The sequence below is a fragment of the Acinetobacter sp. WU_MDCI_Abxb74 genome (assembly GCF_025513915.1).
Taxonomy (GTDB): Bacteria; Pseudomonadota; Gammaproteobacteria; order Pseudomonadales; family Moraxellaceae; genus Acinetobacter; species Acinetobacter calcoaceticus_C.
The window spans coordinates 14,468-28,001 of the sequence record NZ_JAHPRP010000003.1; the positions used below are offsets into that span (position 1 = coordinate 14,468).

14 protein-coding genes are annotated in these 13,534 nt (G+C 38.4%); 11 read left to right on the forward strand and 3 right to left on the reverse strand.

The features are described from left to right. Nucleotides 1–162 precede the first annotated feature (162 nt). From KTH84_RS07815 to KTH84_RS07860, 10 genes are all read left to right on the forward strand, one after another. Nucleotides 163–816 (forward strand): OmpA family protein, encoded by a 654-nt coding sequence (locus KTH84_RS07815; RefSeq protein WP_045434762.1) that lies wholly within the window; start codon nt 163–165, stop codon nt 814–816. A gap of 192 nt (nt 817–1,008) precedes the next feature. Further along, nucleotides 1,009–3,048, forward strand: coding sequence for a UvrD-helicase domain-containing protein (locus tag KTH84_RS07820; protein ID WP_042897750.1), 2,040 nt, complete (start codon nt 1,009–1,011; stop codon nt 3,046–3,048). A gap of 24 nt (nt 3,049–3,072) precedes the next feature. Next, nucleotides 3,073–3,525, forward strand: coding sequence for a dUTP diphosphatase (dut, locus tag KTH84_RS07825; RefSeq protein ID WP_003653255.1), 453 nt, complete (start codon nt 3,073–3,075; stop codon nt 3,523–3,525). A 199-nt stretch (nt 3,526–3,724) separates the two neighbouring features. Beyond that, nucleotides 3,725–5,143, forward strand: a complete 1,419-nt coding sequence (locus KTH84_RS07830; protein ID WP_262472791.1) for a phosphomannomutase/phosphoglucomutase — start codon at nt 3,725–3,727, stop codon at nt 5,141–5,143. Nucleotides 5,144–5,158: 15 nt separating this feature from the next. Then, nucleotides 5,159–6,064 carry an acetylglutamate kinase gene (gene argB, locus KTH84_RS07835; RefSeq protein WP_003653251.1) on the forward strand — a complete coding sequence of 302 codons (906 nt, stop codon included), beginning with the start codon at nt 5,159–5,161 and terminating at the stop codon, nt 6,062–6,064. 122 nt (nt 6,065–6,186) lie between these two features. After that, nucleotides 6,187–6,969 (forward strand): GNAT family N-acetyltransferase, encoded by a 783-nt coding sequence (locus tag KTH84_RS07840; RefSeq protein ID WP_262472792.1) that lies wholly within the window; start codon nt 6,187–6,189, stop codon nt 6,967–6,969. A 108-nt stretch (nt 6,970–7,077) separates the two neighbouring features. Next, a complete protein-coding gene (locus KTH84_RS07845) occupies nt 7,078–7,926 on the forward strand; it encodes a class II glutamine amidotransferase (RefSeq protein ID WP_262472896.1) in 849 nt (282 codons plus the stop codon). A gap of 251 nt (nt 7,927–8,177) precedes the next feature. Then, nucleotides 8,178–8,633 (forward strand): bacteriohemerythrin, encoded by a 456-nt coding sequence (locus KTH84_RS07850; RefSeq protein WP_262472793.1) that lies wholly within the window; start codon nt 8,178–8,180, stop codon nt 8,631–8,633. Nucleotides 8,634–8,787: 154 nt separating this feature from the next. Then, nucleotides 8,788–9,855 carry a hypothetical protein gene (locus KTH84_RS07855; RefSeq protein WP_262472794.1) on the forward strand — a complete coding sequence of 356 codons (1,068 nt, stop codon included), beginning with the start codon at nt 8,788–8,790 and terminating at the stop codon, nt 9,853–9,855. Beyond that, nucleotides 9,855–10,166 (forward strand): RnfH family protein, encoded by a 312-nt coding sequence (locus KTH84_RS07860; RefSeq protein ID WP_005048580.1) that lies wholly within the window; start codon nt 9,855–9,857, stop codon nt 10,164–10,166. The genes KTH84_RS07855 and KTH84_RS07860 overlap by 1 nt, the downstream gene beginning before the upstream one ends. Nucleotides 10,167–10,233: 67 nt before the next feature. Here KTH84_RS07860 and KTH84_RS07865 read toward each other — a convergent pair whose 3' ends face one another. Further along, the gene (locus KTH84_RS07865; RefSeq protein WP_003653245.1) at nt 10,234–10,632 is read right to left on the reverse strand and encodes an outer membrane protein assembly factor BamE; all 399 of its coding nucleotides are present in this window, start codon (nt 10,630–10,632) and stop codon (nt 10,234–10,236) included. Nucleotides 10,633–10,743: 111 nt separating this feature from the next. Between KTH84_RS07865 and fur the strand changes: the two genes are divergently transcribed. Beyond that, nucleotides 10,744–11,181, forward strand: a complete 438-nt coding sequence (gene fur / locus KTH84_RS07870; protein ID WP_133975025.1) for a ferric iron uptake transcriptional regulator — start codon at nt 10,744–10,746, stop codon at nt 11,179–11,181. A gap of 69 nt (nt 11,182–11,250) precedes the next feature. Here the strand turns inward: fur and KTH84_RS07875 are convergent, their stop codons facing one another. Continuing rightward, complete coding sequence (locus KTH84_RS07875) at nt 11,251–12,369, reverse strand: PilT/PilU family type 4a pilus ATPase (protein ID WP_262472795.1); 1,119 nt, start codon at nt 12,367–12,369, stop codon at nt 11,251–11,253. Between the two features lie 19 nt (nt 12,370–12,388). Beyond that, nucleotides 12,389–13,426 carry a type IV pilus twitching motility protein PilT gene (locus KTH84_RS07880; RefSeq protein ID WP_003653239.1) on the reverse strand — a complete coding sequence of 346 codons (1,038 nt, stop codon included), beginning with the start codon at nt 13,424–13,426 and terminating at the stop codon, nt 12,389–12,391. Nucleotides 13,427–13,534: the final 108 nt, after the last annotated feature.

Sequence of the window (13,534 nt, forward strand, 5' to 3'; positions counted from 1 at the left end):
AACAATGAAGAAATTGTGATGAGGTTGCATCTTAAAGTGCATCAAAATATTACAAAAAAGTAACTAAACTGTTTATTATTAACAAAATATCAATGTTTTATACTTCCTTTTTGTTTCATTATTCATTCAGACAACAAAACACACAAAGTGAGGAGGCATGCAATGCGTGCATTAGTTATTTCGACAGTGGTAGGGGCAGCAGTAGTATTATCTGGTTGTCAAACAACTGGTAATAATCTTGGTGGCGTTGAATACGATAAAGCCGCATTAGGTACTTTAATTGGCGCAGCAGCTGGTTATGGTATTTCTAAATCAAGTGCAAACTCTAGCCGTCAAAACAACCGTGCTGCAGCAATTGGTGCAGTTCTTGGTGCTGCTGGTGGTGTATACCTTGACCAGAAAGAGAAAAAATTACGTCAACAAATGGCGGGTACTGGTGTAGACGTTGGCCGTAATCCAGATGGTTCTGTTCAATTGATCATGCCTGGTAGCATTACTTTTGATACAAACAAATCAAATATCAAGCCAAACTTCTATGCAACTTTAGACAAAGTAGCTCAAACATTGGCTGAAGATAACAAGAGCGCTATTTTAGTCACTGGTTATACAGATAACACTGGTAATGACTCAATCAACATTCCGTTATCTCAATCACGTGCACAATCAGTTAAAAACTATTTAGCTGGTAAAGGCCTTTCATCTAGCCGTATCGATGCACAAGGTTATGGTTCTTCTAACCCGATCGCAGATAACTCAACTGCATCTGGCCGTGAACAAAACCGCCGTGTAGAAATCAGCATCTATGCAAAACAATAAAATTTAAATTATTGTATTAAAAACCACCTTCGGGTGGTTTTTTTATGACTGTGAATAATAAATAACCACGACAAACTGCGGCGTAGAAATTGTATTATTAGACATCATTTATACATATCCGTAGATTTACTATTGGGTTTCTAAAACAGAGATGACTATAATCATGCTCGAAAAATTAAGAGGTAAACCACGATGTCATCTGCCAGTCAATTGAACAACAAGCAAGAAGAAGCCATGAAATATACTCAGGGCCCTTTATTGGTGCTTGCTGGCGCTGGTTCAGGCAAAACATCTGTAATTACCCGTAAAATTGCTTATTTGGTGCAGCAATGCCGTATTCCGGCGCATCGTATAACAGCGATGACATTTACAAACAAAGCTGCACGTGAAATGAAAGAGCGTGTGTCCAAGCTTTTATCACGTGAAGAATCAAAAGGTTTATCAGTCTCTACTTTCCATACTTTTGGTTTAAACCTTTTACGTTTAGAACTTAAAAATTTACCTTTAAAAGCTAATTTTTCGATTTTAGATGCAGATGACTGTAAACGTATTTTGATGGATTTGATGCATCGCGACAATTTGTCGGGTGCAGAAAGTAAAGAATTAATTGCTAAAGCAATGAAGAAAATTTCAGATTGGAAAAACGATCTGATCGTGCCAGAGCAAGCACATTCGACTTGTGAAACACCTGAAGATGTACAGTTTGCCCATCTTTACCAACTTTATGAACGTAATTTACGTGCTTACAACGCTGTTGATTTTGATGACTTAATTGTTATGCCAACACGCTTATTGCAAGAAAATGCAGAAGTGCGTGATAAATGGCAAAACCGTGTTCGTTATTTATTGGTCGATGAATATCAGGATACCAACACCGCCCAGTATATTTTAGTCAAACTCTTAGTTGGGGTGATGGGGCAGTTTACCGCAGTAGGTGACGATGACCAGTCAATCTACGCATGGCGTGGAGCCAAGCCTGAAAATATGGCTTTGCTGAAACAGGACTTCCCAAATTTACATATTATTAAACTTGAACAGAACTATCGTTCAACCAGCCGTATTTTAAAAGCAGCGAACTGTGTCATTCAAAATAACCCGCATATTTTTGATAAGAAATTGTGGAGTGATAAAGGGCATGGTGAAGTCATCAGAATTATTACTTGTCGTAATGATGATGATGAAGCAGAGCGCGTGGTAAAAGACTTATTGACCCACAAGCTTATGAACGGAAAAAACTGGAAAGATTATGCAGTTTTATATCGCGGTAACTTTCAGGCTCGTGTATTAGAAACACAGCTTCGTCAAATGCAAATCCCATATAAATTGTCTGGTGGTACTTCGTTCTTCGCGCGTGCAGAAATTAAAGACGTGATGAGTTATTTGCGTCTTATTATTAACCCAGAAGATGACAGTGCTTTCTTGCGTATTATTAATACGCCTAAACGTGCAATCGGGCCAGTTACTCTTGAGAAGTTAGGTTTATTCTCACAAGAAAATAATTTGTCTTTATTAGGTGCTTCTGCTGACCAACGGTTAAGCATGGTGCTTCCTAAAAAAGCAGAAACTCAACTTCATGAGTTTGCTGACTTTATCGCGACATTTACTCGTGAATTGATAGAGGATGATGAGCCTGTTCCTAAAGTTCGTCAGATGATGAACGAAGCGGGCTATATCGATTACGTTCGTGAACAGTCTGCAACACCTGCACAAGAGAAAAGTAAACTCGACAATATCGAGAACTTATTTACCAGTATTCAAAACCTGATTAATCGTGCAGAAGATGTTGATGAAAAGAACATTGAAAGTGTCATTCGAAAACTGGTGCTACTAGATCTGTTAGAACAGCAGCAGGAAGAAGAAGATACAGACAAAGTTAACTTACTTACTCTGCATGCGGCAAAAGGTTTGGAATTCCCATATGTGTACATTATGGGATTAGAGGAAGAACTATTGCCTCATAAAAACTCAATTGCAGCAGAAACCATTGAGGAAGAACGCCGTCTCATGTACGTGGGAATTACCCGTGCCCGCCAAGGTTTAACGTTGACTTTAGCTGAGCAGCGTAAAAACGGTGGACAGATGAAACAGATGACCCCAAGCCGCTTTCTTGATGAACTTCCACAAGATGAGCTCGAATGGTTAGGGCGCAAAAAGAAAATTGCAGCAAATGTTGATCCTAAAGAGCAGGCTCAACAATATCTGGCAAATTTGAAAGCTTTATTAAAGCGTTAATTTTTTTAATTTTTAGGAAATCCCATGAAAGTTCAAGTGAAATTGCTCGATCCGCGTTTAGGTAAAGAATGGCCTTTACCTTCATATGCAACAGCAGGCTCAGCTGGTTTAGATTTACGTGCCTGCGTCGATGAAGCAATTGATATTGAACCAGGTCAAACTGTTTTAGTGAAAACAGGTATGGCAATTTATATTCATGATGTAAATTTTGCTGGTTTAATTTTACCGCGTTCAGGTTTAGGCCATAAACACGGTATCGTGCTTGGCAATTTAGTTGGTTTGATTGATTCGGATTATCAAGGTGAATTGATGGTTTCAGTTTGGAACCGTGGTCAAACAACTTTCCGTTTAGAACCAGGTGAACGCTTGGCACAGTATGTTTTAGTGCCAGTAGTGCAGGCTGAATTTGAGCAAGTAGAAGAATTTGAAGAAACTTTGCGTGGCGCTGGTGGCTTTGGTCACACAGGTAAACAATAAGTTTTTTAAAAATATTAACGAAAATCAAACGCCTGTTGAACAGGCGTTTCTTTTTACATCTTGAATGTTACAAAGGATTATATTACAACACGCCTTACTCATATTTTTTTAACTTTTTTAGCAAACAAACCCTTCAAAAATTTTGAATAATCTATGTTTTTGCGATAGATCGAATTGATCTTTAAATAGAAGATACGCTATGAATGTAAGACACTCATTTCCAAAAAGTATTTTTCGTGCTTACGATATTAGAGGCAAACTTTCTTACCTAACTGCGGACGTTGTCCGTTCAATTGCCTACGGATTGGCACAACAATACAAACAAGCAAAACAAACTCAATTAGTGATTGGCTATGATGCCCGTCTCACAAGTCCGGCCTATGCACACTTAATTGAAGAAATTTTAATAGAACAAGGTTTAAATGTTACCAACATTGGTTGTTGTTCATCGCCAATGATGTATTACATTGCAAGAGATTTTGGTGGCAATGGCATTATGGTGACCGCAAGTCATAATCCAAAATCGGATAATGGTATTAAGTGGATTTTAAAAGGTGAACCGCCGTCTCCGGAAATGATTCAGCAGGTTGGTGAAGAAGCTCAAACTTATGTACCAGTCCATGCCATTTCTGTGCTTGAGTTAACACGACCTCAATTTAAAGCTGAGTTTTGCCAAAAATACCAGCAAGCTATTTTTAAAGATATTCAGTTAAAACGTCCTTTAAAAGTCGTTTTAGATGGTTTACATGGCTCTGCTGGACACTGCTCAAAATTAATATTGGAAAAGATGGGATGTGAGGTCATTGCCTTACGAACCAATCCAAATGGAGAGTTTCCAGACCATGCACCAGACCCTTCACATGCAGCACATTTAAGTGATTTGCGAAAAGCAGTCATTGAGCAGCAGGCAGATATAGGCATTGCTCTGGATGGCGATGGTGATCGTGTCGTTTTAGTCGATGAAAAAGCCCAAATTCTTACGGCAGATCGTTTACTGTCACTTTTTGCACAAATGTGTTTAGAGCAACATCCCGAGCAAGAAATTGTTTTTGATGTAAAATGTTCACGCATGGTTCAAAAAACGGTCGAACAACTCGGCGGAAAAGCAAAAATGATCCGTACGGGAAGTAGTTTCTTACGGGCTTATTTATCTCAGTCGAATGGACGCGCCATTTTTGGTGGTGAATATGCAGGTCACTACGTTTTTAATGATGGGCGTGGTTTTGGCTACGACGATGGTTTATATGCTGCATTACGTGTAATGGAGTATTTTACCCAATCTGATGCTACAACAATTTCCGAATTATTTGCTCCTTATCCAGAAAGATGTTGTACAGAAGATACCTATATTGGTACTTATCAGTCCGATCCAAAGTATGTATTACAAGATATTGAAATTTTAAGTCATCGTTTAGGTGCTCGAATCAGTAAAATCGATGGCGTACGTCTTGATTTTGATGATGGTTTTGGCATTATTCGAGCATCAAATACTGGTGAATATTTTACAGTAAGATTTGACGCAGATAATCCTTTACGATTAAAGGAAATCCAGCAAAAATTTGTAGATATGTTGCAAGAGCACTATCCGCAAATTGCACAAGAACTTTCAGAGGCTTAAGTAAGGAGAGGCGTAATGCCCCAACATCAGCATATCGGTGTCGACAAAGCAAAAATCTTGATTGAAGCTTTGCCGTATATTCAACGTTTTACTGGTAAAACGCTGGTGGTGAAATACGGTGGCAACGCGATGACTGATCCAGAGTTAGAAAGTTCATTTGCCCGAGACATCGTTTTACTTAAAACTGTAGGGTTAAATCCGATTGTTGTTCACGGTGGTGGGCCACAAGTAGACTCATTTTTAAAGCAGTTAGGACGTGAATCTGATCGTATTGACGGTATGCGTGTAACTGATGCTGCAACCATGGAAGTGGTTGAAATGGTATTAGGTGGTAGCGTAAATAAATCAATTGTTAACCTGATTAATAAACATGGTGGTCGTGCAATTGGTTTAACAGGTAAAGACGGTAATTTACTTCGTGCTCGTAAATTGCTTATGGAAAAGCAAGAAGAAGACGGTTCTATCAAACATATTGATTTAGGTATGGTTGGTGAAGTAACTGGCGTTAAAACTGATGTGCTTGAAATGTTTACCCAAAGTGACTTTATTCCAGTTATTGCGCCATTAGGCGTAGATGAAGAAGGCAATACTTATAATATTAATGCCGATTTAGTGGCAGGTAAGGTGGCAGAAGCATTAGGTGCTGAAAAATTAATCTTGCTCACAAACATTAGTGGCGTGCTGGATGAAAATAAAAATCTGTTAACTGGCCTAACTACGCAAGAAGTTGATCGTCTCATTGAAACAGGCGTGATCTATGGTGGAATGATTCCTAAAGTAGGTTGTGCACTTGATGCTGTTAAAGGTGGCGTCGTCAGTGCACACATTGTAGATGGTCGCGTACCACATGCAACACTGCTTGAAATTTTTACTGATCATGGGGTTGGAACGCTTATTTCTAATCGCGCAAAAACCGCTTAATAAAACCGTTATTCTCAATAAAAAGATCACCCTAGGTGGTCTTTTTTTATACTATTTTAATTTGGTCATTTTTTTGTCATGAGCTTTGACTAGTGTAAGGGGTGTCACTAGGAGCGTTCATTATGCTGGAAAAATTTAATCAATATCGCCAAACCTGGACTTTACCTTTAAATCGTCAAAAAGCTATAAATCAGACACAATTTCGTTTTGAATGGGTTGATAATTTAAAAGAATTACAAGATGTACAACGATTTCGTGCACAACAATTTAGCCAACAATTTGGAATTCATTTTGAAGATAACTTAGACCAAGATATTTATGATTTTGGTTGTGAGCATGCAGTCTTACGTGAAAAGTGGACTGGAGAAATTGTAGCGTATACTCGCCTTAAATTATTTCAAGGCCATGAAATAGCACAAAGCTACAGCGCCCATGAGTTTGATATTGTTCCTCAGTTATCGCACCTTCCTAATATATTAGAAATAGGGCGTACCTGTGTCCATCCTCGCTTTCGTAATGGTAAAGCATTGTCGATGCTGTGGCTGAACCTTGCACCGAAAGTATTATGGTCAATGCGCGCTAAATATTTGATGGGCTGTGTCAGTATTCATCTGCAAGATAATTTGGCTAGAGCTTACTACACGCACCGCCAAATTCAGCAATTATCTGAAAGCAAAACCATTGATATTTGCTCGAAAAAAATCTATGAACCTGAATATCCTGAGTTCAGTTTTCCACAAGATGAGCGTATGCCAAAATTGTTCCAAATGTATTTGAGCATGCAGTCAAAATTATCGAAACAGGCATTTTTTGATGAAGAGTTTAACTGTCTAGATTATTTTGTATTTCTGGAAGTGAATAAAGTGGCGACTTCATTTGTCATGAATAAAATGGGGCAGCGTTAATAATATGTCCTATTTTCTAATAGCCAGCACATATTGAGATTTGCAAGCAATTTTACTCTCATGCACAATAGAGCATATGGGGTAATTAAAAGTAGTTTAAAAAGCGATATGTGCCAGCTATTAGGAATGAATTGTGCAACACCAACGGATATCACTTTTTCTTTCCGTGGTTTTTCACAGCGTGCAGGAATTACCTCAGATCATAGTGATGGATTTGGTATTGCATTTTTCGAAGACAAAGCTTGCCGACTATTTGTCGATAATCAGTCGGCAGTTGAATCTCCAATTGCCGATCTTATCCGTAATTATCCTATTAAATCGCGTAACGTGATCGCGCATATCCGCAAAGCAACTCAAGGTAAAATCACTTTAGAAAACTCTCATCCCTTTATTAGAGAGTTGTGGGGTCGTCAGTGGATTTTTGCCCATAATGGTGATTTACATGATTTTAACCCACCGCTAAGTGGACGTTTTACACCTGTGGGTAATACGGACAGTGAACGTGCATTTTGTTATTTGCTTGATCAACTGGTTGAAGCTTTTGGCTATGAAGAACCAAGTCTTGAACAAATATTTGAAGTATTAGAAAAAATTTCTCCACAAATTGCTGAATACGGCACATTTAATTATTGCTTATCGAATGGTCAGGCATTATTTAGTTATGCGATTACTAAATTACATTGGTTGGTTCGAGAATATCCATTTAATCAGGCTCATTTAATTGATCTAGATGTTGAGGTTGATTTTAGTCAGGTCACTACACCTGAAGATCGAGTGGCAGTTATAACAACAGAACCTTTAACCCATAATGAAAAATGGACAGCTTATCAACCTGGTGAAATGATTTTATTTCAACATGGAAAACCAATTAAAAAAGCAATTACTCATGTAGAAAGATTAAAACGCGAGCAGGAAAATCCAGAACTTAAGCGGGTTACTCGTGCAGATCAGTATTAATATAAAGTATATTTAAAATATATAAATAAGAATATTTATATATATTAATCATTTAATAATAAGGTATTTTGTTTAAAAAATACTTTATTATTTTGGTTGGTTAATTTTTATAAAAATAAATAAAAACAATAACTTGGTTTAAATATAATTTTTATATGATAAAGCCGACAAAATAGCTTTGTTTTTATTTATATTCTTTAAATATATCATGAGGTTTATGCAATAGTCATTGAGCATCATTGGGGAGATGTATGAAAATGAAATGGGCTTCAGAATATAATACGGGTATCGAGGTTATTGATGAGCAACATAAACGAATACTTGATTATATTAATGAAATTGATGATGTAAAAGATGATGAACATAGACGTCGTATTAAAGACGTTTTAGACAACATTATTGATTATACGCAATCACATTTTACTTTTGAAGAAAGTTTGCAAGAGGAAGCTGATTATAAATATCGTGTACCACATAAACGTGTTCATGATTTATTTATTAAAAAAATAGAGTTATATCGTGATCGTTTTGAAATGGGACATACTGTTGAAAAAGAGCTACAAGAAATTTTAGCAAAGTGGTTAATTAATCATATTCAACATGATGATGCTGATTATGTGGGGGCAGTAAAAGAAAATATGATGGGAATTATTAGAGAAAAAGAAAAGAAGAAAGGGAAAAACTGGTTTGCCCGGTTTTTCTCATAACTTCTAATAAAAACAACTCGTAATTTCAGTTAGCGCAGCAAACTATCGTTTCGGTGGTTTGCTTTTTTTTATTGAGCAAACTTTGATTTTCACGCATGAGACGGGCAAAATATCTATAGTCTTTTTCAAGGAATGCATAATGCAGGACATACCTATGTCACGATGGTTATCGCCCCTGATGGCGTTTTGCTTATCTTTCATCATTATGGCGACATTGGCACCCGCTATGGGAATTCAGATTGATCGTCAAATCGATTTCTGGTTATTGTGGTTAGGCACAATGCTGTTATTGGCTTTGCCAGTTTGTTATTTAGAAATTGCCTTAGCAAAACGGTCGAAGACTACTGCCTTAAATGCTTTATCAAGTTTAACTCGTGAAGCAGATAGTTCACCAAAATGGCGTTTGGCTGGCTGGCTTGCAGTTATTTTTATTCCATTTTTAGCAGGAAGTGTACTGAGTACTGCGGGCAATTTACTGACAGCTCAGCTCAATAATAGCGTTTCTGGGCAAATTGTTTTTGCTGGCCTTGCTGTTGCGGCTTTAATTTTATCTTTTATTCCGCGTCAGATTTTAATTGTGCTAATGACAGTCGGTGTAATCACTTCTCTTGTTTTAGCTAATACAATGGGAACGACTTTACAGCCTTGGCATTGGACGAATGTTGAATTTAAAGAATGGGGTAATGCGACTGTACTTGCACTTGTTGCGAGTGGTTTAGGCTTGGGACTTTACTGGCAAAATAGCTTGTCTGTAATTCACTCTCAAGAAGGCGCCACAAGAACTGCACTTCCAATCTGGTTGGCTCAGTTAATTGCCGTCGTTGCATTTGGTTTCTTTTCTCTTCAAGCACAGCTTCCTGTTTTTACCTGGATTTTTACTGCAGTAATGACAACAGCTTTGTTTATTCAACTTGCTAAAGAACAGCTTGCTCAACGTCAATTGATGTACATTTTACAATGGGTTGTCATTATTTTGGCAATTGCGGTTTGGGCTGTGCCTGAACTTCATGGCATCTTTACGTTGATTTTGATGCTTTGGGGATTACTCATTTGCCTCATCTATGCAATTTTTGCTGGTTGGATTATGAAAATTAGCCACTTGCGTAAATCGATGAATTTTAGCAATGAGTTGTTCTATAACTTGTGGCGTATTGCAGTGCGTATTGTATTACCGCTTTCAATTGTCATTGCCATGATTTCGGTCATTGGACAAATGATCTGATGGAAAAAGCTCAGCAAGTGTGGGTTGCTTTTGCAGCCCCAGAGCAACAGTTTTTAGTTGCTATTCCATTTGAAGCTGGTATGACTGCATTACAAGCGGTTGAGGCAAGCGGGTTGCAGACACAGGTGAGTTTGCCTGAGCCATTACAACTTGGCATCTTTGGTGCAAAAGTTGAGGCACATGCGATTTTGCAAGCAGGTGATCGGGTAGAGGTCTATCGACCTTTAACTATTAACCCTAAAGATATACGCCGTAACCGCGCCGAGAAGAATCCTGTGGGACGATATATTAAAAGTAATCGCTTAAAGTAATAAGTCCCATAAATAAAACCCCTCGAAGTATTTCACTTGAGGGGTTTATTTTTATTAGAAAAAACGATTATAGTGGTGGGGCAGTTAAAATCGCTTCTTTAGAAGCAGGTAAACCTGGTTGCGATTCTGGAATAGTTTCTAAACCTTCAATTTTAGTTACTGTACCAGTGCCATCAAAGTAAATTTTTAAGTGCTGACCATGTGCTGCGGGGATTTTTGCCTTTTTAGCATAAGTTCCTGGGATATAGTTGTAAATGTAGTCCCAGCGTTGAGGATTGAGGGGATCAGTCACAGTTGGACTACCAAGCAAAAAACGCACTTGCTGGAAATTCATGCCGACTTGTACTTGAGAGGCCTGAGCTTTGGTCAAAGGAGTCCCTTGAGGAATATCAACCTTATATACACCAAAGATTGAACAACCAGCAAGGAGTGAAGTGACTAATAACGTCAGCACGAGTTTTTGCATTTTGCTACACTATCCCAATAAATTATGATGCATTTGATCAAAGGATAGATCATACTTCATCTAAATTCTATTGCCTATTCCAACTTGAGATTTGTTGAGAGACCTTTTTTCATGCCTATTTCCAATCAAGATTTGCGCAAAGCTGGACTTAAAGTTACCCTTCCACGAATTAAGATTTTGGAATTATTAGAAAATTCAAAGCAACATCATCTTAGTGCTGAAGATATTTACAAGACTTTGTTAGAACAAGGGGAAGATGTCGGTCTTGCGACAGTTTACCGTGTGTTAACACAATTTGAAGCTGCGGGTATCATTCAGCGCCATCATTTCGAAAATAATCATTCTGTTTTCGAAATTATGCAAGAAGATCATCATGATCATTTAGTTTGCTATAATTGCAACAAAGTTATTGAATTTACTAATGATGTTATCGAGAAGGAACAGCATGCTGTAGCAGACCAACATGGGTTTACCTTAACGGGTCACTCATTAAATCTCTACGGTTACTGTAACGAACCTGAGTGTCAGGAAGTGTTGCGCAAGAAATAATCGTTTTCACACAAAGAAAACAAATAAAAAAGGAAGGTTACGTTTAACCTTCCTTTTTTTATGAGGAAATTATTGTTTGTCGAAGGTTAAATGCTGATTTGTGCCTGAAATTTGATCAGGTCCTTCTTCGGCAAGCTTAATCGTCAAACGTAAATCGTTAGGTGAGTCGGCATGTTTTAACGCATCTTTGTAGGTAATTTGGCCTGCTTTATAGAGGTCAAATAGGGCTTGGTCAAAGGTTTGCATACCGAGTTCACGCGAACGCTTCATTAAGTCTTTAATTTCATGAATTTCGCCTTTACGAATATAGTCTGAAATTAATGGCGAGTTAATTAAAATTTCAATTGCAGCGCGGCGAGAATTGCCATCTGGTGTTGGAATAAGTTGCTGCGCAATCATGGCCTTTAAGTTAAGCGATAAGTCCATGTAAAGCTGACTGTGGCGGTCACTTTCAAAGAAGTGAATAATACGGTCGAGTGCTTGGTTGGCGTTGTTGGCGTGCATCGTGGCTAACACAAGATGGCCTGTTTCAGCGAAGCCAATCGCGTAGTCCATGACTTCACGAGAGCGAATCTCACCAATTAAAATGACATCTGGTGCTTGACGCAAAGTATTCTTTAAGGCAATTTCAAATGAGTCTGTATCAATACCGACTTCACGTTGAGTAATGATGCAGCCTGCATGTTCGTGAATAAACTCGATTGGGTCTTCAATGGTAATGATATGACCTTTAGTATTGTGATTACGATAACTGATCATTGAAGCCAAAGACGTCGATTTACCAGTACCTGTTGCACCAACAAAAATAATGATGCCGCGTTTGGTCATTGATAAATCTTTAAGAACGGGCGGTAACTGCAAGTCATCAATTGAAGGAATTTTAGTTTCAATTCGACGTAGTACCATGCCTGGCATGTCACGCTGCTGAAAAGCGCTCACACGAAAGCGGGCCGTTTTATCACGATTCATAATGGCAAAGTTACATTCATGAGTGTCTGCAAATTCTTTGCGCTGTTTTTCACTCATGATGGAATGTAAGAGCTGACCAATAATGTCTCCTGAAAGACTATTTTTTGAAATTGGAACAATTTGCCCGTTAATTTTCATAGATGGCGCAACACCATCTGTAATAAAAAGATCGGATGATTTTTTTTCAACCATGAGGTTGAGTAGGTCGTTAAAATCCATATTTATTCTCTAATTATTTTTATAGGAATGATTCAGGCTGTTTTGCAGCAGTACGTGCAGTTTGTGGACTAATCACACCACGAGATACCAACCCTTTTAAGCTTTGGTCGAGCGTGGTCATGCCATGATTAGCACCCGTCTGAATTGATGAATACATTTGGGCAACTTTGTTTTCACGAATTAAGTTACGAATGGCAGGAATACCAATCATGATTTCATGTGCTGCGACACGTCCGCCGCCATTCTTTTTAAGGAGAGTTTGAGAAATAACAGCCTGTAAAGATTCTGACAACATGGCACGAACCATGTCTTTTTCTTCGGCAGGGAATACATCAATCACACGGTCAATGGTTTTTGCAGCAGAAGTCGTATGGAGCGTACCAAACACCAAGTGACCAGTTTCAGCAGCGGTAAGTGCTAAACGAATGGTTTCAAGGTCACGCATCTCACCGACCAGAATAATATCTGGGTCTTCACGCAGTGCTGAGCGTAGTGCTTCGTTAAAGCCATGCGTGTCGCGGTGTACTTCACGTTGGTTAATCAGACATTTTTTAGACTGATGGACAAATTCGATTGGGTCTTCAACCGTTAAAATATGGTCATAACGATTTTCATTGATATAGTCCATCATCGCTGCAAGCGTAGTTGATTTACCTGAACCTGTTGGCCCTGTAACTAACACAATGCCACGTGGGTAATCACAAATATCTTTAAAGATTTGCCCTAAGCCTAAATCTTCCATAGTGAGTACTTTTGATGGAATGGTCCGAAAAACGGCTCCTGCACCACGGTTTTGGTTAAATGCATTGACACGAAAACGCGCAACATTTGGAACTTCAAAAGAAAAGTCTGTTTCGAGCTTTTCTTCATAGTCACGGCGTTGTTTATCATTCATGATGTCATAGACCAGACGGTGAACATCTTTATGGTCTAGAGCTGGAAGGTTAATGCGGCGGACTTCTCCATCCACGCGAATCATTGGTGGCATACCAGCAGACAAATGTAAATCGGACGCGCCGTTTTTCACAGAGAAAGCGAGTAGCTCTGTAATATCCATAATTTCCCCAATTAAATCAAAATATGTCATTATTTTGTAGAATAATATACGGCTTTCACCGAGGCTTACCAACACTTCGCTTTAGGTGAAAAGCAAAAAAGTTTTTTG

What these genes read in the sequence shown, in the direction of transcription:
- KTH84_RS07815 (WP_045434762.1), top strand. Translation starts at nt 163, where the DNA reads ATGCGTGCATTAGTTATTTCGACAGTGGTAGGGGCAGCAGTAGTATTA.
- KTH84_RS07820 (WP_042897750.1), top strand. Translation starts at nt 1,009, where the DNA reads ATGTCATCTGCCAGTCAATTGAACAACAAGCAAGAAGAAGCCATGAAA.
- dut (WP_003653255.1), top strand. Translation starts at nt 3,073, where the DNA reads ATGAAAGTTCAAGTGAAATTGCTCGATCCGCGTTTAGGTAAAGAATGG.
- KTH84_RS07830 (WP_262472791.1), top strand. Translation starts at nt 3,725, where the DNA reads ATGAATGTAAGACACTCATTTCCAAAAAGTATTTTTCGTGCTTACGAT.
- argB (WP_003653251.1), top strand. Translation starts at nt 5,159, where the DNA reads ATGCCCCAACATCAGCATATCGGTGTCGACAAAGCAAAAATCTTGATT.
- KTH84_RS07840 (WP_262472792.1), top strand. Translation starts at nt 6,187, where the DNA reads ATGCTGGAAAAATTTAATCAATATCGCCAAACCTGGACTTTACCTTTA.
- KTH84_RS07845 (WP_262472896.1), top strand. Translation starts at nt 7,078, where the DNA reads ATGTGCCAGCTATTAGGAATGAATTGTGCAACACCAACGGATATCACT.
- KTH84_RS07850 (WP_262472793.1), top strand. Translation starts at nt 8,178, where the DNA reads ATGAAAATGAAATGGGCTTCAGAATATAATACGGGTATCGAGGTTATT.
- KTH84_RS07855 (WP_262472794.1), top strand. Translation starts at nt 8,788, where the DNA reads ATGTCACGATGGTTATCGCCCCTGATGGCGTTTTGCTTATCTTTCATC.
- KTH84_RS07860 (WP_005048580.1), top strand. Translation starts at nt 9,855, where the DNA reads ATGGAAAAAGCTCAGCAAGTGTGGGTTGCTTTTGCAGCCCCAGAGCAA.
- KTH84_RS07865 (WP_003653245.1), bottom strand. Translation starts at nt 10,632, where the DNA reads ATGCAAAAACTCGTGCTGACGTTATTAGTCACTTCACTCCTTGCTGGT.
- fur (WP_133975025.1), top strand. Translation starts at nt 10,744, where the DNA reads ATGCCTATTTCCAATCAAGATTTGCGCAAAGCTGGACTTAAAGTTACC.
- KTH84_RS07875 (WP_262472795.1), bottom strand. Translation starts at nt 12,369, where the DNA reads ATGGATTTTAACGACCTACTCAACCTCATGGTTGAAAAAAAATCATCC.
- KTH84_RS07880 (WP_003653239.1), bottom strand. Translation starts at nt 13,426, where the DNA reads ATGGATATTACAGAGCTACTCGCTTTCTCTGTGAAAAACGGCGCGTCC.